The 19,001-nt window shown below is 69.1% G+C and carries 14 protein-coding genes, 5 pseudogenes and 1 riboswitch; of the genes and pseudogenes, 9 read left to right on the top strand and 10 right to left on the bottom strand.

Features of this window, described 5'->3' with window-relative positions; all coding sequences use genetic code 11:
• Positions 1 to 219: 219 nt before the first annotated feature.
• Entirely contained in the window at positions 220 to 1,041 is an 822-nt protein-coding gene (locus tag ABD858_RS02535; protein ID WP_345034245.1) for a hypothetical protein, read from the bottom strand.
• 946 nt (positions 1,042 to 1,987) lie between these two features.
• On the opposite strand from ABD858_RS02535, the gene ABD858_RS02530 reads away from it, so the two are divergent.
• Positions 1,988 to 3,142: a PP2C family protein-serine/threonine phosphatase gene (locus tag ABD858_RS02530; protein WP_345034243.1), complete on the top strand. Its 1,155-nt coding sequence runs from the start codon at positions 1,988 to 1,990 to the stop codon at positions 3,140 to 3,142.
• Between the two features lie 283 nt (positions 3,143 to 3,425).
• Here ABD858_RS02530 and katG read toward each other — a convergent pair whose 3' ends face one another.
• Positions 3,426 to 5,654, bottom strand: coding sequence for a catalase/peroxidase HPI (gene katG / locus ABD858_RS02525; protein WP_345034241.1), 2,229 nt, complete (start codon positions 5,652 to 5,654; stop codon positions 3,426 to 3,428).
• A 119-nt stretch (positions 5,655 to 5,773) separates the two neighbouring features.
• On the opposite strand from katG, the pseudogene ABD858_RS02520 reads away from it, so the two are divergent.
• From ABD858_RS02520 to ABD858_RS02510, 3 genes and pseudogenes are all read left to right on the top strand, one after another.
• Positions 5,774 to 6,016: pseudogene (locus ABD858_RS02520) on the top strand (transcriptional repressor); the annotation flags it as partial.
• A 358-nt stretch (positions 6,017 to 6,374) separates the two neighbouring features.
• On the top strand, positions 6,375 to 6,899 hold the full coding sequence (locus ABD858_RS02515) for a hypothetical protein (protein ID WP_345034240.1): 525 nt from the start codon (positions 6,375 to 6,377) through the stop codon (positions 6,897 to 6,899).
• A gap of 1,339 nt (positions 6,900 to 8,238) precedes the next feature.
• Positions 8,239 to 8,445: a hypothetical protein gene (locus ABD858_RS02510; protein ID WP_345034239.1), complete on the top strand. Its 207-nt coding sequence runs from the start codon at positions 8,239 to 8,241 to the stop codon at positions 8,443 to 8,445.
• 329 nt (positions 8,446 to 8,774) lie between these two features.
• Here the strand turns inward: ABD858_RS02510 and ABD858_RS02505 are convergent.
• The 3 genes and pseudogenes from ABD858_RS02505 to ABD858_RS02495 form a co-directional block, all read right to left on the bottom strand.
• Positions 8,775 to 9,236, bottom strand: a pseudogene (locus ABD858_RS02505) (transposase family protein); the annotation flags it as partial.
• Positions 9,237 to 9,449: 213 nt separating this feature from the next.
• A pseudogene (locus ABD858_RS02500) lies at positions 9,450 to 9,674 on the bottom strand (transposase family protein); the annotation flags it as partial.
• 264 nt (positions 9,675 to 9,938) lie between these two features.
• Complete coding sequence (locus tag ABD858_RS02495) at positions 9,939 to 10,349, bottom strand: DUF3592 domain-containing protein (RefSeq protein WP_425586138.1); 411 nt, start codon at positions 10,347 to 10,349, stop codon at positions 9,939 to 9,941.
• Positions 10,350 to 10,481: 132 nt separating this feature from the next.
• On the opposite strand from ABD858_RS02495, the gene ABD858_RS02490 reads away from it, so the two are divergent.
• Positions 10,482 to 11,150 carry a TniQ family protein gene (locus tag ABD858_RS02490; RefSeq protein WP_345034238.1) on the top strand — a complete coding sequence of 223 codons (669 nt, stop codon included), beginning with the start codon at positions 10,482 to 10,484 and terminating at the stop codon, positions 11,148 to 11,150.
• A 23-nt stretch (positions 11,151 to 11,173) separates the two neighbouring features.
• Positions 11,174 to 11,782: a TniQ family protein gene (locus ABD858_RS36690; protein ID WP_425586303.1), complete on the top strand. Its 609-nt coding sequence runs from the start codon at positions 11,174 to 11,176 to the stop codon at positions 11,780 to 11,782.
• Between the two features lie 165 nt (positions 11,783 to 11,947).
• Here ABD858_RS36690 and ABD858_RS02485 read toward each other — a convergent pair.
• Positions 11,948 to 12,565 (bottom strand): annotated as a pseudogene (locus tag ABD858_RS02485) (bifunctional 5,10-methylenetetrahydrofolate dehydrogenase/5,10-methenyltetrahydrofolate cyclohydrolase); the annotation flags it as partial.
• A gap of 80 nt (positions 12,566 to 12,645) precedes the next feature.
• On the opposite strand from ABD858_RS02485, the gene ABD858_RS02480 reads away from it, so the two are divergent.
• Together ABD858_RS02480 and ABD858_RS02475 are read left to right on the top strand one after the other, a co-directional pair.
• A complete protein-coding gene (locus ABD858_RS02480; protein WP_345034236.1) occupies positions 12,646 to 13,029 on the top strand; it encodes a hypothetical protein in 384 nt (127 codons plus the stop codon).
• A 17-nt stretch (positions 13,030 to 13,046) separates the two neighbouring features.
• The gene (locus ABD858_RS02475) at positions 13,047 to 14,054 is read left to right on the top strand and encodes an IS3 family transposase (protein ID WP_345034235.1); all 1,008 of its coding nucleotides are present in this window, start codon (positions 13,047 to 13,049) and stop codon (positions 14,052 to 14,054) included.
• 34 nt (positions 14,055 to 14,088) lie between these two features.
• Here the strand turns inward: ABD858_RS02475 and ABD858_RS02470 are convergent.
• Positions 14,089 to 14,340, bottom strand: a pseudogene (locus ABD858_RS02470) (tetrahydrofolate dehydrogenase/cyclohydrolase catalytic domain-containing protein); the annotation flags it as partial.
• Between the two features lie 22 nt (positions 14,341 to 14,362).
• Positions 14,363 to 14,448: riboswitch (ZMP/ZTP riboswitch) on the bottom strand.
• A 187-nt stretch (positions 14,449 to 14,635) separates the two neighbouring features.
• Between ABD858_RS02470 and ABD858_RS02465 the strand changes: the two are divergent.
• Complete coding sequence (locus tag ABD858_RS02465; RefSeq protein ID WP_345034232.1) at positions 14,636 to 14,839, top strand: hypothetical protein; 204 nt, start codon at positions 14,636 to 14,638, stop codon at positions 14,837 to 14,839.
• Positions 14,840 to 15,159: 320 nt separating this feature from the next.
• Here the strand turns inward: ABD858_RS02465 and ABD858_RS02460 are convergent, their stop codons facing one another.
• From ABD858_RS02460 to ABD858_RS02450, 3 genes are all read right to left on the bottom strand, one after another.
• Positions 15,160 to 15,426, bottom strand: coding sequence for a RapZ C-terminal domain-containing protein (locus ABD858_RS02460; RefSeq protein ID WP_345034231.1), 267 nt, complete (start codon positions 15,424 to 15,426; stop codon positions 15,160 to 15,162).
• Positions 15,427 to 15,929: 503 nt separating this feature from the next.
• Positions 15,930 to 17,261, bottom strand: coding sequence for an MFS transporter (locus ABD858_RS02455; protein WP_345034230.1), 1,332 nt, complete (start codon positions 17,259 to 17,261; stop codon positions 15,930 to 15,932).
• Positions 17,258 to 18,958, bottom strand: coding sequence for an amidohydrolase (locus ABD858_RS02450; protein WP_345034229.1), 1,701 nt, complete (start codon positions 18,956 to 18,958; stop codon positions 17,258 to 17,260). Before ABD858_RS02450 ends, ABD858_RS02455 begins: the two co-directional genes overlap by 4 nt.
• Positions 18,959 to 19,001: the final 43 nt, after the last annotated feature.

Below are 19,001 nucleotides of genomic sequence, written 5' to 3'. Positions count from 1 at the left end.
CGTAGCCTTGGCCGACGGTACGGAAGCGCCGGACGGGACCGGGGAGTATTCGATCAACCCTGTGGGGCGTGTATCGAATGTGCGGGTCGGAGTCATTCGTTGATGGCCGCTACGAGGACCGTGGGGTCAGCTGGTGCGGCGAGAGCGTGTCAGTGCCCGGGGGCTCCCTCCGGGCGGGCCGTGGCACCCGCCCGGAGGGGACGTACAGGCGGGACCGTTCTACACGCCGGGGTCCATGAAGGGGGTAGCGAAGAACGCGACGAGGGCGAGCAGGGCGATGCCGCCCGCCATCAGGAGGAGAATCGTCTGTCCCCATCGCCCCTTGCCGTCGGCGCGGACCACCTTGCTGGGATCACGCGGGTCGTAGCTGATCTCGATACGGAGGCGGCCGCTCGTGTCGAAGTACGTCCGCGTGTGCCCGTCCAGGTCCGCGTACAGGTAGAGGCTCGGCTCGGCGGCGATGTGGGCGTAGTCCGCCGTCACCGTGATGCCGTGCCGGGGCAGGCGCCAGCGCTCGACGAGCGACGGGGTCAGCGACGCAACCGCGCCCGCGAACGGGAAGCCGACGCCGCCCGAGATCCAGACGAAGATCATCATGACGGGGTGCACGACGACCGAGACGAGCACGCTCATCGCGACGATCGCGAGTACGGAGCCCACCAGGAACCACTTGACCCGCCGCCGGAACGCCTCCCTCGGGGTCTCGGGCTCGCGCTCGACGGTGCGGGTGGTGACGAGGGTGGAGCCGTCGACCGCGGCGGCGCCCTCGGCGGCCGGCGGAAGCACGGCGTTCACGGACTCGGCGAAGGCGGTGGCGGCGGCCTCGCTGACGTCTTCGATCCGGTAGACGGTCGGCGCGGTCCCGGTGGGTGCCGTGAGCCTGACCTCGACGGCCCGCCGCTCGGCGTGGACGAGTGCGATCGCCGCGAGGGGAATGTGGTACTCCTGGTGCGCTCGGCGCAGGATCAATTCCTCGTCCAGGGCGCGGAGATCGGTGTCCTTGCTGCCGCGGAGGACGGGTATGGAAGGCGTGATCGACATGGCCGGATCCTATGGACGCATTGCATGCCCGCAAAGCTCTGGATTCCGCCTGCGCAGGGGCAGCGGAGCACTGGGACGAGCTACTTGATGCACGGGAGCAGTACACGGCCCCACAGCCGGCCAGGTCACCGCATTCAGCCGTTACCGATCAGGCTCGACAACACACCAAAGCCGTCGGCCGAAACCTGCCGGACCGGTCCAATCCGCCGCCGAGACAGTGAGCACGTTGCGGTACCCGATCATGATCCACGGGACAGAGCCCAGGCTGGTCGAGCATCGGGCACGTCGCCTCGCCCCCCTTCAAGGAGGCGCAGAACTTTCAGGGCCTCCGGAGAGTGCCGCAGGGGACGGCGAATCCCCTGAGATGCGTCGTACGGGCTTTGACTGCGCCGTATGGGCGCGGACTGCCGTTCAGGGCTCCAAGGCCTGATCGACCGCATTGCCGGGGGTCAAGGGGTCGCAGCTTCAAATCCTGTCGTCCCGATGGTGATGTCGCGCTTCAGGGGCCGTTTTCGAACGGCCCCTGAAGCGTTTCCGGAGCAGAATGGGAGCCCTCTCCCGCTCCCATGCTCCCAGCGCTCCCACCGACCCCGGCCGGCGTCGACCCGGGATTGACCGGGCGCGGCGCAGCCGGGGTCCGTCCGCCGCCTCCTCGCCCTATCCAGTCGCTCCCCGTCCCGCGGACCGGATGACCGGCTTGGTGCGCATGTGGGAGGCCATCGGCCAGCCCAGTACCCGGCGGCTGCGGAGGTCGATCACGCAGGCGAGATACAGTCATGCGCTGCCGACCTGGATATGGGTGATGTCGCCGCACCAGCGCTCGTCGAGCGCGTTCGCGGGGAGGTCACGCTGCAGCGGGTCCGGGGCCGGCTGTGCCTCAGCGTCCGGCACGGTGGTGCGTTGGCTTCTCTCGCTAACCGCCCTGGGTGGGTGCACTGTGGAAGACATGGCTTCCAGGCGGCGCTTTGCCGGGATGGGGCAGCTACGGCCGGTCCATGCGTTGCTGGTGCTCCCGGTCGCGCTCATCGTGTTGATCACGGTCGTGGACATAGCGACCCCCAACATCGTCCTCGGCCCCCTGCTGGTGATCGCGCCCGCGATCGCCGCGTCGTTCGCCGGGCCCTGGACGACGGGCGGCATCGGAGCCCTGGCCGTGGCGGCGCAGGCGTACATCGGCTGGCGCCTCGGCGTGCAGTACTCGCAGAACCTGCTGGTACAGGTGCTCGCCCTCGTGGTGCTCTCCTTGCTGATCGTGTTCTTCTCTGTGGCGCGCCGTTGGCACAGACGCCAGCTGGCCCAGGTGCGGTCGGTCGCCGAGGCCGCTCAGCACGCCCTGCTGTGGCCACTGCCCAGCAGGCTCGGCCCGCTGCAGCTCGCCTGCCTCTATCTGTCCGCCGAGGAGGAGGCCGAGATCGGCGGCGACCTGTACGCCGCCGCCCGCACCGACAGCGCAGTGCGTGTGATGATCGGCGACGTACAGGGCAAGGGGCTGCCCGCCATCGGCGAGGCCGCCCTCCTGCTCGGCGCCTTCCGCGAGGCCGCTCACCAGCACGCCGCCCTGCCCCAGATGGCCGCTGCCCTGGGACGCAGCGTGACCCGCTACCTGGCCGACTTCGAACCGGAGGATGAGGCCGGGGAACGCTTCGTCACCGCTGTCCTGCTGGAGATCCCCGACGACGAACCCGTCATCCGAATGACCAGCTGCGGCCACCCGGCGCCCTTGTTGCTCGGTCTGGATAACACCGTGACCGTCCCGAACCTGCACCCCGCACCCCCACTGGGCGTCGGCCTCACCGACCCGGACGACCACACCCTCGACGTGCTGCCCTTCGACTCCGGCAACACCCTGCTCCTCTACACCGACGGCGTCATCGAGGCTCGCGACCGCGACGGCGTCTTCTACCCGTTCGCGGAACGCGCCGCCCAGTGGTCCGACAAATCCCCCGAAGCCCTGCTTCAACACATCCAGCGGGACCTGCTCGCCCACACCAGAGGGAGCCTCGGCGACGACATCGCCCTCATCGCCATCCGCCGCGCGCCCACCCCGCACCCCAGCCATCTCTCGTGGAGCCGCCAGGCGACGCCGGAGGTGAGCGATTGAGGTGCCCCCTGTCGGGTGGGCACCTGACAATGGATCTCGCAGGTGTCACCATCACTGTGACCTGGCCGGGCGGGACCTCCGCGACGCACTCCCATACCTCCGGCGGTGCTGCCGCCGACCGAGTGCGGCCCCACGCCATCACCGCCGCCGCCCTGCGCCACCGGCGGGGTCCGAACCGGCCCTCGCACGTGAGTGCGACGGCGCACCGGAGGCGAGCGGTGTCGAGAGCCTTCGGACTGAGGACGTCCAGGTCGGCCGGGTCGGGCCGACCTGGACGTCATGGTCAGACGAGGTCGAACCGGTCGAGGTTCATCACCTTGTCCCACGCCGCGACGAAGTCGTTCACGAACTTCTCCTTCGCGTCGTCGCTCGCGTACACCTCCGCGAGCGCGCGCAGCTCGGAGTGCGACCCGAAGACGAGGTCGGCACGGCTGCCGGTCCACTTGACCTCGCCCGTGGCGTCGCGACCCTCGAACGTGTTCGCGTCCTCCGACATCGCCTTCCACGTCGTGCCCAGGTCGAGCAGGTTGACGAAGAAGTCGTTGGTCAGAGACCCGGGGGTCGTGGTGAAGACGCCGAGCGGCGACTGCTGGTGGTTCGCGCCCAGGACGCGGAGGCCACCGATGAGAACCGTCATCTCGGGGGCGCTCAGGGTCAACAGGTTCGCCCGGTCGAGCAGCAGGTACTCGGCCGACAGCCGGTTGCCCTTCCCGAGGTAGTTGCGGAACCCGTCGGCGGTCGGCTCGAGTGCGGCGAACGCCTCCACGTCGGTGTGCTCCTGCGACGCGTCCACGCGGCCCGGCGAGAAGGGGACCTCGACGTCGAAGCCGGCGTCCTCGGCGGCCTGCTCGACGGCGGCACCGCCGGCGAGCACGATCAGGTCGGCGAGCGAGACCTGCTTGCCGTCGGCCCGGTCGGCGTTGAAGGTCTGCCGGATCCCCTCCAGCGTGTGCAGCACCGTCGCCAGCTGGTCGGGCTCGTTGACCTCCCAACCGCTCTGCGGCTGGAGGCGGATGCGCCCGCCGTTGGCGCCGCCGCGCTTGTCGCTGCCGCGGAAGGACGAGGCCGCGGCCCACGCGGTGGACACGAGCTGGGACACCGACAGGTCCGATGCGAGGACCCTGGCCTTCAGGTCGGCGATGTCCTCGGCGTCGATGAACCCGTTCGTCCGCGGCGGCAGCGGGTCCTGCCACAGCAGCGTCTCGGTGGGGACCTCCGGGCCGAGGTAGCGCACGACCGGGCCCATGTCGCGGTGGGTCAGCTTGAACCACGCCCGGGCGAAGGCGTCCGCGAACTCCTCGGGGTTCTCTTTGAAGCGCCGCGCGATCGGCTCGTAGACCGGGTCGAACCGGAGCGAGAGGTCGGTCGTCAGCATCGTCGGGGCGTGGCTCTTCGACGGGTCGTGAGCGTCGGGGACGGTACCCGCCCCGGCACCGTCCTTCGGCCGGTACTGGTACGCGCCGGCGGGGCTCTTGAACAGCTCCCACTCGTAGCCGAAAAGGATCTCGAAGAAGCTGTTGTCCCAGGTCACCGGGGTGTCCGTCCACGTACCCTCGAGACCGCTGGTGATCGTGTCGCCGCCCTTGCCGGTGCCGAAGGAATTCCTCCAGCCGAGGCCCTGCTCATCGAGCGGGGCGGCCTCGGGGTCGGCGCCGACGTGGTCCGCCGGGGCCGCGCCGTGGGTCTTGCCGAAGGTGTGACCGCCCGCGATCAGGGCGACCGTCTCCTCGTCGTTCATCGCCATCCGGCGGAACGTCTCACGGACGTCGCGGGCCGCGGCGAGCGGGTCCGGGTTGCCGTTCGGGCCCTGCGGATTGACGTAGATGAGGCCCATCTGGACGGCGCCGAAGGGGTTCTCCAGCTGCCGGTCCCCGGAGTAGCGATCGTCGGCGAGCCAGGTGGTCTCGGGACCCCAGTAGACGTCCTCCTCCGCTTCCCAGACGTCCTCACGACCGCCACCGAAGCCGAAGGTCTTGAATCCCATCGACTCCAGGGCGACGTTGCCGGCGAGGACCATGAGGTCGGCCCACGACAGGCTCCGGCCGTACTTCTTCTTGACCGGCCACAGCAGGCGGCGGGCCTTGTCGAGGTTCGCGTTGTCCGGCCAGCTGTTGAGGGGGGCGAATCGCTGCTGGCCGGCCCCGGCGCCGCCGCGGCCGTCGCTGATCCGGTAGGTGCCCGCACTGTGCCACGCCATCCGGATGATGAGCGGGCCGTAGTGGCCGAAGTCGGCCGGCCACCAGTCCTGCGAGGTCGTCAGCACCTCCGCGATGTCCCGCTTCACGGTCGCGAGGTCGAGGGTCTTGAACGCCTCGGCGTAGTCGAACTCCTCGCCGAGGGGGTTGGCCACAGCGGGGTTCGTGGCGAGGATCTTCAGGTTGAGCCGCTCCGGCCACCACTGGCGGTTTCCGCCGCCCTGAGTGGGGTGGGGGGCGCGCCCATGCATGACCGGGCAGCCGCCTCCGTCCTCCGTCTGCACGTCTCCGACGATTGCATCGTGCTTCTCAGACATGGGAAATCCTTCCGAACCAAGCGGTCATGGAGCTCAGGGCGGTGGAACAATCCAGGCACAGTCCACAGTAGGTGACCTCGGCCCCGTCGACGAGAAGCAGTGGACGAGAAGCAGTGGTCGTCGGACGCGGGACCGTCTGCAACACCCTCGGTGAGCTCGTCCTGCTCGGCGAGGTGATCGAGGTGGCCACCGACGGCCGCGCCAAGCGCTACGACCCGAATGCCCACCGCCCCCACCAGCACCTGGCGTGCTCGGGCTGCGGCGCTGTTCGGGGCGTCCACCCCGGCGGCGACCCACTGGCCGTTCTGCCCGCCACTGAGCGGTTCGGCTTCACCGTCTCCCAGGTCGAGGTGACCTACCGGGATGCCCCGCTTGCGCTCGCGCCTGAGCCGGCCTGCGCGCTCCCGTCCGTCCCCCCGCTGATCACCGGCGGATCGCCATCCCCAGCGGCACCGATGCCGACGGGCGAAACAACTGGAACTTGCACGGCCGTGGCCGCCGCCTCGGCTGTGGGGCCTGCGGCCAAGACGCCCAAGACGTACTCCCGCGGGCGTACCGGGCCCCGCTGCGGAGGCCCCGCGGCAGTCAGGACTCAGTTTTCGCCGCTACGAAACGTCGCCCGGCCTCTGGCGGACGCGCGTAGACCTCGGGCACTATCTCCTTGCACCACCTGCACCGCCGACCCACACGACGTACGGCCCGATCGCAGGAGGTCCCAGCATGAAGATCCGCTCTGCCCTCACGGCCCTCGCACTCACTGTCGCCCCCGGGCTGGCACTTCTGGGCGGCGCGGGCGACGCGTTCGCCGCCCAGAACGGTGTCCAGCCCCTCGCCGTCACCAAGATTTCCCACGCCACCGCCACCTCGATGTTCCGTCAGGTCGGTATCACCTGGTCGTCCTCCGGTAACTGCTCCAACCGCAACAATTCGACCTGCACGTCCTTCGAACAGCTCAACCTCGCCACCGCCCAGGGCGCCCAGACCCTCAAGGGTGCTTCCGGCTGCGCGCTGAACATCACCGGCGGCACCGAGACCGGGCACGCCAGCGGCACCTACTCGCACTGGAACGGTTACAAACTCGACTACGGAAAGAGCACCTGCGTCACCAACTACATCAAGGGCAACTTCGCTTACATCGGCCTGCGCGGCGACGGCGCGCCCCAGTACCGGTCCGGCTCCGGCAACATCTACGCCGACGAGGGCAACCACTGGGACGTGCTCTACTACAACTGCGGTGGCTGCTGACCGTTCCTGGCGATGTTGGCCAGTGTTGGCCGAATCGACTGATACCGGACATGGTGTCCGGTGACCCCGCGAACGGTCTTCGGGGTCTGGGAACAGCGCGAGTCGGTGTCCACCTGGGCGCGGTCGAGTGTTGCCGCCTGTGTTTGGCGTGCTCGCTGTCCTGGGTGGGCTCGCGGTCCCACGCGCCCTCGGGATGAATGCGGTCTGGCCGGTAGCTCTCCGCGCCACGATCCTCTGGTCGTGGGCGGTCACACCTGGCCGACGCCGGATTCGGTGTCCGAGGGCGCGTCGTCCGATGGCCACCGAGGCGCCGTGGTGCCTGGTGACGGTGGTCTGTGTCTGCCGCTGGAGCGGGGTCTTCCAGTACCGCTCGCCCCAGATGGAGGTGTAGGCGGGGTCGACGGCGATCACGACGAGACCGGCGTGGAAGGCCATGCCGCGGAGGCGTTCGCGGAACTTCGCGGTGGGAATACCGGCGACGGTGCGGCGGAAACGCTTTCCGCGCCCGCCACGGCCCATGGTCTCCCGGCCGACCTGGCGGGCGGCGTAGAAGCCCAGATCCTCGATTGCGATGCCGGCGCATTCGTGCTCGCGGGCAATCCGGATCAGCTCGGAGATCGCATTCCTCAGCCGTCCGTCCCGCTGGCTGGTCGAGCCAGTGAGGTCGATCGGCACGGTGACGGGTTCGCCGACAGGGTTGCCGTGCGGGTCGAGAATGTACGCGGCCAGGTGGTCGGCGTTCAGGTCGACGCCGAGCAGCTTCTCGCCGAAGGCCCGGATCTCCTCCGGTGCGGGCAGGGCGGCCTTGTCCGCGGACCAGGACGCGTCCAGGTACCAGCGGTCGCGGGCCGGGTCGTGGACGATGTCGTAGCGCACGGCCCGGTGTGCGGTGACGCGGTCCAGCCATTCTTCCCGCACGTGGTGGAAGGTGACGGCGCAGGAGAGCCTGTACCGGCCCCGTGGTGCGTTCGCCAGGTGCCGCAGCGGCTCCGGCAGCACCAGCGCCACCTCGCCCGTCTCGGGGTCGACGGTGATGGTGTAGTTGCCGTACGGGGCCCCGGACTCGCCGTCGGCGGTCAGGAACAGCCGCCCGGCCTCCCACCGCCTGCGCCACTCCTGCTCGGTGAGCTGCGCGGCGGCCAGGCTGTGCCGGGCCTTGAGCAGGCGCCTGCCGCCGACCACGATCGCCGGGCGGCCGGATGCGATACGCGCTTCCACGGCCGTGAGGCGGGCCTTGAGTCCTTGCAGGCGGCGCTGCTTCTGGAAGCGTTCGGCCTGGGTCGGGTAGCCGCGCGTTGTGCCCACGCGCTTGCCGCACGGGACAGCCAGACGCCGGGTGATGGTGCGGACGGCGCGGCGCAGGGAGGCGCGTTCGTCGTACAGGCAGCGCAGGGAGAGCTGGTACTGGTCCTCGCTTGCCCTGGTCATGGCCCCGGCCCAGCGGGAGGAGGACACGGCGGTGAGCGTCTTCTTCCGCTCCGCTCGCCGCGTGTCCTTCTTCCGCACCGTGCCGATACGGACCCGCGTGGCGAGATCGGCCCGTTGATGGCGGCCCAGATGCTCACCGGTCAGACGCAGGACCTCCGCCTCCCCGGGCGTGATGCGCAGCCGGTCCCGGATACGTGCCCCGGCGGGGGCGGCGACGGTGAAGGGGGCTGCGATCGTGCGCACCTCACGTTTTTTCCCCTGCTTGCCTGCCACCGGCCACCCCCTCCCACGGACGCATCGAACTCAGCCGCCATCACCGATCATGCGTTCCGCGTACCCGCAAACCCCTGGAAACCAGCCCGGTTCACCCCATCGAGGGACACCCTGGCCAACCACGGCCAACAACCGAATCAGCAGTTGGCGACCCGCTGACGGCGTCCGTCGGGTCAGATCGTGCACGGCTCCAGGTAGGGCGTCCGAGGCCCAGATCAGACGGCCGGCTGGATCCGCGAGGACCTGCACGTTCATCCCGTGGTGCTTCTTCTTCCCCGAGTAGTACGGCTGGTCGGCAGCGATGCGGTCGATCGGCAGCACGGTGCCGTCGAGGATCACGTACGCCTTGTTCCGCACGGTCGTCATGGCCTGTTCCAGCGTGGGCGCGAGGGCGGCAAGGAGGTCGACGGCCTCGCGTATGTACCGGTGGACCGTCGTGGTCCCGACGCGGAAACCTGCTGCGAGGCGGGCGTAGGTGTCGCCGCAGCGCAGGTGGGCCAGGACGAGCAGGGCCTGCCGGCCGCAGGTCAGGCGACGCCACCGGGAGCCGATCCGACGGCGGTGACCTGCGAGGAGACCGGAGAGGTGTTGCAGGGTGCGGCTGGACAGATCGATACCGGACGGGTAGACAAGCACGCGAAAGCTCCTGGCGGACTGGTGATCTTGGTCGTGAACCCGTCTACCAGGAGCCTCCTCATGCCCACCGCCGGGGTCGCGCTCACTGACCGGCAGCCCGCACCCGTCGACCACATCCTCCAATGGTCAACCTGGCGCCGAAGACGACAACACCAAGCCCGCACCAGCCACTACAAACAACGCGGACACACCCCACCAGCGGCTAACCACTCGTCACGGCAAACACCGTTGCAGTACCAACTCTGAGCTGGTCAGATGAAGCATGAGGGCGGCTTGGAGGAGGCTGGTGATCCGGGTGGTCGAGTAGCGAAGTTTGCGGAGGAGCCGCCAGGATTTGAGGGTGGCGATGGCCTGCTCGACGCCGACCCGGATCTTTGCGTGGGACCGGTTCACCGCCTTCCGGCCTGAGGAGAGGGTCTCCCACCGCCCCCAGCACGGCCGATCGCACGACGGTGTCGCCGCAACTGCCGTGCGAGAAGCGGCGGGCAGGGCTGGACACTTCGACGCCCGTCGGGTAGAAGCACGGAAACCGAAATGCTGGACGGGACACCGGCGGCATGGAATCCGAGCGAGCGCGCTCGCTTCTTCCTCTGAGCCCTGACGACCCACGGGCCGCGGTCCCGTCTGGCGCACGCGCCTGCTCCTCACGAACAGCCACGGCAACCAGCACGATCAGCCCGCACTGACCGACGGAAAACGCGGCTACCCGAGAATCCAGTACAGAATTCCGAGACCGGGGACAGCGATGATCAGCGCCAGAATCGACAGGCTATAGGCCACCCCGTAGCTGACCGGATGGACCTCCGCATTCTTCGGGCGCCGCGGATCGTACACGACGTCGATCGGTTCTCCCACGCGCGCGGACGCCACCGCCCTCGCCGGACCCAGACACCGGAAAGTCTCCCCGGACGCCGTCTGAAACCTCGCAACCACAGCTACGCCGTTCTTGGCGTACGTGTGCTTGACGCAGACTCCGCGGACTCGGACTCCCCTGGCACGCAGGGCGAACAGCCGCCAAGCGACGGAGGCCAGCACTCCGGAGACTCCCAGCGCCAACAGAGCATGTGGGACGAAGTAGGTCGAACCGGAACCGGCAAGGTGCACGTACATCACGCGCCCATCTAAGTGTGCGCCGAGCGCGAGGGAAAGGCCCAAAGACCGACGATTGAGGCTACGGAACGCGTCCAGCAACCCGGTACTCGATGATGATCTTGGTCCTAAACCCGTATACCAGGAGCTTTCTTCATGCCTGCCGCAGGGGGCATCGTCCCGACCACCCGTCAGGTTGGAAGAGGCTCACTGCTCCCGGCCCTGCTGCCGATACGGGTTCGTCCACACCTGGGCGAGACCACCGAGAACTACATCCGCCGCCTTGCCCGCGCCAACCACCTCAAGCCCAGTGCCCTGCACAGTCTTGCCTGCGGCCCGCCGAACTGGACCGGCAAACCCCGTCTGGACCGGCTCGCCGCCCTCACCGGCCGCCCGGCCGAGCACCTTGAGCGAGCTCTGACCGACGGCTCCGTCCCCCGCTGGCGCACGACCGTCACCGGCCAGGACGAGAGGCTCCCCAAGGGCACCTACCTGCTCTATCGCAAGATCCGCCAGGACGCTGAGAGTGGCTGGTCTGCCCGCAGGCTCGCTGAGCGGCACCAGGTCAGCCGGTGGGTCGTTCGGAAAGCGCTGACGGTGTCGCTGCCGCCCGCCCGCCAGCGGACCAACCCCTACCGAAAGACCCCCGTGATCGCGTCGGTCAGGCACCTGGTGAACCCCATGATCAGCCGGGACATGTCCGCGAAGCGCATCTGGACGGCGCTGATGGACGACCACGGCGTCTCGATCTCTTTCTCCACCCTCAACGCCTACATCCGCAGCCAGCGGACCGGCTATCGCTCACCCCCGCCGCCTATCTGCTGAGACTCAGGATGACCGAACTCTGACTGCCTTCACGTCTCCCCATCGACGTCCGTCCCCACCAAGGCGAGACCGTCGACTCCTACGTCGACCGCCTAGCCGCCGCAAATCACATCAAACCAAGGCTCTTACGGGCATTTCTTCATGGTGTATGCGACTCTCGGGCGCGTGCGCAGCTGGATCGCCTCGCTGCCGCCAGCGGCCGCAGCGAAGAGATACTGCACCGCACCCTCGCTGGGTTCCACTGCGAACTGTGCTCAGCACCACTCTCGGCCGGCACCAAGACCAGCACGCGATGGTGCACGCCTTCCTGTCGAGAGAAGGCATACCGCCTGCGCAACCCTGAGCGATACCGGCCAGCACCGAAGCCGCCAGTTGAAAACGTGTGTGAAGCATGCAAAAGCACCTTCACCTCACCCCGTTCCGAGCGATGGTGCTCGCGAGACTGCCGCCTGGTCATCCGACAGCGAGCAGGCTGCAGACGATGCGGAAACCCCACACCCCCTGATCGGCACGGGCTTCCCCACCCCTGGTGCTCGGATGCCTGTCGATCATGGGGATACCGGCGCCGCCGGAAGCAGAGGCTGAAAGCGCTCAAGGAGGCGACCGAGTTGAAACCGCTCAACCTTCGATGAGAAGCTCATGATCGGCTGATCGCTCGCAGCGCAGGTTGAGTGGCCGCTGCGGACTGACTGTCTGGGGGGACAGTGGGGAAACCGTTAGAGCAGTTGGGCTGGGGGTGTGGCCTTCCGTTCTGAGCAGGAATCTCGCACGGCGTCAGCAAGACGCTCGCGAGTCGGTCACTGACGCTGCATTCCGAGCTGGTACGCGGCGGCTTCCACGGTCTGCGCGAGCAGGATGGCAATGGTCATCGGCCCGACGCCGCCGGGAACTGGCGTGATCAGGCGAGCTCGGGTGAGGGCGGTGTCGTAGTCCACGTCGCCGACGTTGCCCGGGTTGTAGCCGGCGTCGATCACGACCGCGCCAGGCTTGATGTCCTCACCCCGGATCAGCCGAGGCCGTCCCACGGCTGCTACCACGACGTCCGCTTCCCGAACGATCGCCGACAGGTCACCCGTTCGGGAGTGGCAATACGTCACCGTCGCGTCCTTGGCGAGCAGGAGCATCCCGGCCGGCTTGCCGAGAATCGCGCTGCGACCCACCACGACGGCGTGCTTGCCGGCAAGTTCGACGTCGTACGCTTCCAGCAACCGCACGATCCCGCCCGGAGTGCAGGACACGAAGCCCGGCAGCGCGAAGCTCATCGCGGCGAAGGAATGCATCGTGACCCCGTCGACGTCCTTCTCCGGAGCGATGGCCTCGAACGCCGCTCGCTCGTCGATGTGCGGGCCACAGGGGTGCTGGAGCAGGATGCCGTGCACTTCCGGATCGCTGGACAGGTCCGCGAGGATGTCGATCCCCTCTCTGTCAGCCTTGGGTGAGACGCCCCGCTTCGTCGGGTTAGCCTGAGAGGGCACGACAGGAGAACCACCCCCTCATGACCAGCACCAACCCCGCCGAGTCCGATCCGGCCCCCAGGCCGAAGCGCCGTTCCTTCAGTCCCGAGTACAAGCTGCGGATCGTGGCCGAGTACGACGCCGCGCCCAAGAACGAGAAGGGCGCGATCCTGCGCCGCGAGCGCCTGTACCACTCGCACGTCAAGGAATGGCGGGCCGCGCGGGATGCCGGAGCCTTGGAGAAACTGGTCGACAAGCGCACCAGTCCGGCCCGGCCGAAAAAGTCCGCCGCAGAGGCGGAGAACGAGAAGCTGCGCCGCCAGGTGGAACGGCTGGAGAAGGAACTGGCCCGGAACAAGGCCGCGTTGGAGGTCATGGGAAAAGCTTCCGCGCTCTTGGAAATGATCTCCGAGGGCGCGGACTGAGAGCCGCCGCCGACCCGGTGGTCGACGACACGTTCGCCGACATCGAGGGCAAGCTGGGCATCACCGCGGCCTGCCAGCTGACCGGTCGCTCCCGGGCCACCCACTACCGCCGGCTCCGTCCCTCGCCACCGCGCAGACCCCGCTCACCGCAGGTCCAGCCCTCGGCCCTGACGGCCGAGGAACGGGCTGCGGTACTGGAGCTGATGAACAGCGTCGAGTACGCCGAGCTGCCGCCCGCGCAAATCTGGGCCCGCGAGCTGGATGCCGGGCGCTATCACTGCTCCATCTCCACGATGTACCGGATCCTGCGCGAAAAGGGGCAGTCTGGGGACCGCCGCCGCCAGGCCACCCACCCGGCGAAGACGGTGCCCGAGCTGGTGGCCACCGCGCCGTCGCAGGTGTTCACCTGGGACATCACCAAGGCAGCCGGACCGGTCAAGGGCGCCTGGTATCACGCCTATGTCATCATCGACATCTTCAGCCGCTACATCGTCGGCCACACCGTCGAGCGGGCCGAATCAGCGGCGCGGGCCGAGGAATTGATCCGCGAGACCATCGCCCGCAACGGCATCGTGCCCCACACCGTGCACGCCGACCGCGGCACCTCGATGACCGCCAAGAAGGTCTCGCAGTTGCTGATCGACCTCGGCGTCACACGGTCGCACTCGCGGCCGAAGACCTCCAACGACAACCCCTACAGCGAAGCCCACTTCAAGACCACGAAGTACATGTCCGACTACCCCGAACGGTTCGATTCGCTGGCCCATGCCCGCGAGTGGTTCGACGCGTTCATCGCGTACTACAACCACGAACACCGGCATTCGGGCATCGGCTGGCACACGCCCGCCAGCGTGCACTTCGGCACCGCCGAGGAGGTCCGCGACCAGCGAGCCGTCACCCTCGCCGACGCATACGCCCGCCACCCCGAACGCTTCGGCCGCCGCCCCCGACCACCCCAGATACCCCAGCGGGCATGGATCAACGACCCGGCCAAGCGTAGGGAACCCGCACCACAAACCTCATAGCGTCACGACCGTCTCACTGGACTTGAAATCTTCCGATCAGTTCGGCGGTCGTGGTGGTAGCGGGCAGAGCGACGTGCCGGGACTGGATGCCTGCCTTCGCGCACCGCGCTCGTTTCATGCGGACGTACGTGGCCGACGCGGGATCCTCTCCCACCAGCACCGTCGCCAGACAGGGGCTGGTCCCCGTGTGTCGTGAGATCTCCGCCGCCTTGGCAGCGGCCTCGTCGACGATGCGTTTGGCAAGGCTGGTGCCGTCCATGAGTTGGGCCGTCTGAGTCGGGGACATCGTTACCTTCCAGGCGTTGCTGACCACTCGCCCAGGCGCACGGCATCGACGTCTCGTCAGACCGCTCCCCGGTGGTGCTCCACCTCAGCGCCAGTCACGGCCCGTACTGAACTCTAGTAGACCCGCCACTCAATCTTCGATGAGAAAGCTCAACCTTCACTGCGAGAGGTCATCGGAATCCGAAGACCGTCGGGCCTTGACAGGCTTGCAACATCATCAAACTGCTACAGTTTTCTGTCGCGAGCACAACAACCCCTACGTGCGCAAGAGGCTCGGCGGCAGAGGAGGCAGGATCATGCGACGCCTGACGGTGTTCTTCCAGGGGGTCCTCACGCTCGGCGTCGTCATCATGATGCTGGTCAGCGGCCTGATGGTCGTTTCCCGCGGTGTGAGCGTCGAGCTGGCCCAGTCGCTTGGCCTGCTCGCCCTCTTCCTCGGTCTGCTCCTGGTCACCGAGCGCCGGATGACCGGGCGCTGGTTCAGGTGGTCGGGCCGCTAGCCGGCCGCAGCCGGGACGCGGCGGCCGTCCACCGGGGGAGCAACTGCGCCTGGGCCTGCCCGCGCATGGGCATCTGTGAAGCCCCGCCCATGCCCGGGCGGGGCTTCACCAGTCCGGCAGTTTCGTACGAGAGGAGCGCCCGGCTCGCAGCCGCCGTACGGCACCTCCGGCGCGGAATGAGCTCCGCCCTCCGGGGAGCAACTGGCCTCGGCCCCCGGGCCTTCACCCACCGCATCGACGTCAGGGGCGCCGCGGACGAGGACGCGAAGACAGGCGACTTCATGCCCGGCGGTTGCGGGGTTGAGGTTGCGGCTACCGAGTCACCCGAGGATGGCCCGATCGATGTGCCGGTGCTCAGTCTCGACGCCGTAGCCGACGGCCCGGAGCCGAGCGGCGAGCTCCTCGGCCACGACCACCGACTCGATGCCGGCCACCGCCGCACAGCACATGTATGTCCACGCGTCCCGGTCAGACAGAGCCAAGAGCGCCAAGGCACGCCCGAAGCTACGCTCGATGAGCCGGTCGGCACCCGGAGTCGCCAGGACGTAGTCGCGTACGTGAGGGTCGAGGCCGTCGGCGCGCAGCATCCGCTCCCGGACCGCGGGTCCTCCGGAGGGTTGCGCAGCGACCGGGCATCGACGCGGAGTGCGCTGCCGAGCGGTGCGTCGTGGTGGCCGTCGCCGTAGCTGGTGATGACGGTCCAGATCAGGGCAGGGCCTTCGCGCCTGGACCGACCCGGAGATCCTCGTCGTCGCGCACGCCGGATACGACGCACCGCGTTTCGCTCTCCTCTTGAGGACCTGCCGGTGCGGTTACTGGCCGGGATACCCCCGGACCGTGTTCTGCTCCGGCCTGTCCCACTCCTCGGCGCCGCGGTGCGCCGGCCGGCGTCAGCGCCTGGGTGACATCCGGCGTCGAGGTGCTTGCGGGACGGCTGTGTTGTCCGGCAAGGCCCCGGTACGTAACGGCCGTGCGGCCCGCTGCACGAGGAGGCAGCGGGCCGCACGGTGCGGTTCGCTCGCACCGGGGCGCCGGTGGCACCCCGCACGGGGCGGTGCCGGACGCCTGCCGGTGGGGTCCGGCGGGGGGCTCAGGCGGTGGCGACCTGGTCCTTCAGGCGCATCCGCTCGCCCAGGAATCCGCCGAGGGCGGTGATCAGGGACAGGACCATCAGCAGCAGGGCAGCCGGCCACGAGGCCCCGCCGCCGGCCGCCAGAAGCGCGGTCGCCAGGAACGGCAGGAAGCCCGTGAGTGCGCCGGCGAGGTTGTAGGACAGCGCTACGCCGGTGTAGCGCAGCTGTGCCGGGAACAGGTCGGCGAGCAGCGCCCCGGACACCGCGTAGGCGATGGAGAGCACGGCGACGCCGACCGTCATGGCCAGCACGACCACGAGGGGATTCTTGGTCTCGACCAGCCAGAAGAGCGGGAAGGCGAAGCCGGCGCTGAACAGGCCGCCCCACAGCGTGACCCGGCCGGGGCCGAGGCGGTCCGCCATGCGTCCCACGACGATGATCACCCCGATTTCGACGGCTGCCGCCACCAGCGTTCCATTGACCATGAGGGACCGCGGCAGTCCCAGGGTGTCGGTGCCATAGCTGATCATGAACGTGGTCAGCATGTAGAACCCGCCGACTCCCAGGGTCGCCGAGGCCATCGCGACCAGCAGCCGGCCCCAGGCCTTGCGGAATATGTCGAGCGCCGGAACCTTGGCCTGCTCGTTCTGCTCCATCATCTCGTCGAAGAGCGGCGACTCCTCCACCTTGCGGCGGATGTAGACGGCGATGCCCATCAGCGGGAAGGCGAGCAGGAACGGCAGGCGCCAGCCCCAGGAGTCGAAGGACTCGGACGGCAGGAGAAGTACCAGGGAGAAGGCGCCGGAGGAGAGCAGGGTGCCCACCGGGGAGCCGACCTGGGGGAGCGCGGCGTACCAACCGCGCTTCTCCGGCGGTGCGTGCTCCACGGCCAGGGTGACTGCGCCGCCCCACTCTCCACCGACGGCGATGCCCTGGACCAGGCGCAGGAGCACCAGCAGCACCGGCGCGGCGATGCCGATGGCGGCGTAGCCCGGCAGCAGACCGATCAGACCGGTGGCCGCACCGATCATCATCACGGTGATCAGCAGAGCCGGCTTCCTGCCCATGCGGTCGCCCAGCCATCCGAAGACGAGGGCGCCGATCGGACGGGCGGCGAATCCGACACCAAAGGTCGCGAAAGCCGCCAGGGTGGCCGCTGTGGGGTTGAGGGTGGTGAAGTACAGCCGGTTGAAAACGATGGCGGAGGCGGTGCCGAAGAGGAAGTAGTCGTACCACTCCAGTGCCGTGCCGACGAAGGACGCGAAGGCGACCCGCCCGGCGTCCTTGCCGGTCGCTGCGGCCGATGTACCCGGCGGAGCCCCTGGGGCGACCTGACCGACTGTGCTCATGCGTGACTCCTTGTGTGCGGCCGGGGGGATCCGGTCGTGGGGAGGGGACCGTCCGCTGCTGCGAAGTCCCCGAGTGCGTCGGCGCCGTGGACACACTCTCCGGCCACGAAGGTGGCCAGGACGTCGATGGCGCCAATCCGATCACTGTCGACACTGACAGGGTCATCGGAAAGAATGACAAAGTCGGCATATTTACCCGGCGTGATGCTGCCGCGACGGTCCTCGTCGTGGCTGGCCCATGCCGCATCGATGGTGTAGGCCCGCAGGGCCTGCTCCGCGCTCACCCGCTCGTCGGGGGCGAGCACGGTGCCCGCCCGGCTGAGGCGCTCGACCATGGACTGCATGCCGAGGAGGGGGGCGCCCGGGGCGACCGGCCGGTCGGAACTGCCCGGCACTCGGATCCCCCGGTCGAGGAAGGACCGGTGCCGGTACATCCACAGGGTGCGTTCGGGGCCGAGTCCCTCTGCCATGCTGTCGCCCACCTCGTACAGGAACCGCGCCTGCGGCACCGGGACCACGCCCAGCTCGGCATAGCGGTCCAGCTGGTCGGGGCGGACCACCCCGGAGTGCTCGATGCGGTGCCGCACGTCCGGGCGGGGCAGGAGGCGCTGCGCCTCGGCGAAGGCGTCGAGGGCGAGGTCGACGGCGCTGTCGCCGATGGCGTGCGCGGCCACCCGCCAGCCGGCCCGGTGAGCGTCGACGACGAGCCGGTGCATCTCCTCCGGGCTGTTCTGGTAGACGCCGCTCGCGTGGTCGTGCCCGCAGAACGGCTCGGAGACCGCGGCCGTGCGGCCGATCAGCGATCCGTCCAGCCAGATCTTCATCGGGCCCAGGCGCAGCCGGTCGTCGCCGAAGCCGGAGCGCAGGCCCAGGTCGATTCCGGTGGTGATGCCGTCGTCGGCGTGCGCGCGCAGGGCGTGCAGGTTGTCGGCGGCCACCATCAGCTCGACCCGGGTGCGCAGCGTGCCGCGTTCGCGGGCCAGCTGGTAGGCAGCGGCCTCGACGGGACTGCGGCCGATGAGGCCGAGCCCGATCCCGGCCTCCACCACGTGGGTCAGGCCCTCCGCGGCGTAGACCTCGCTCGCCCGGCCGAGGACGTCGGCCAGATCGGCCACCGGGTAGGGCATGACCAGGCCGGTGACCAGGGCCTGGGCCCGCTCCTGGAGCAGCCCGGTCGGGGTGCCGTCGCCGTCGCGCACCACGACCCCGCCCTCGGGGGCGTCCACGCTCCCGTCGAGGACGCCGGCCTGCCGCAGTACCTCGCTGCCGGCCACGCACATGTGCCCGGATCGGTGCTTGAGCCACACCGGCCGCCCGCCCGCTGCCCGGTCCAGTTCCGTGCGGTGCGGGTGCCCGCCCATGACCGTGTCGTCGTACCCGGAGCCCACGATCCAGGCGTCGGCCGGCAGGCCGGCCGCTCGGCGGGCGACGGCGTCGTAGACCTCGGACAGCGTGGTCGCCGTGCTCAGGTCGAGTTCGCCCAGGGACTGGCCGAACCAGGCCATGTGATTGTGGGCGTCGCCGAATCCGGGGACGACGACCGCGCCGCCGCAGTCGAGTACGGTGCGCGCGGGCAGGTCCTCGACCGTCTCGTCGAGGCCGACGACGCGCCCCGCCAGGACGCCGAGGGTGCGGGCGCGGGGGTGGCGGTCGTCCACTGTACGGATACGGGCGTTGCGAAGTTTGAGATCGAGCATGGAGCGGCTTTCGGGTGGGTGGGGGAGCGGTCCGGCCCGGTTC

It is taken from the genome of Streptomyces sannanensis (assembly GCF_039536205.1).
GTDB classification, from domain to species: Bacteria; Actinomycetota; Actinomycetes; order Streptomycetales; family Streptomycetaceae; genus Streptomyces; species Streptomyces sannanensis.
Note: the sequence above shows the minus strand (reverse complement) of the source record. Positions and strands in the feature narration are given on the sequence as shown.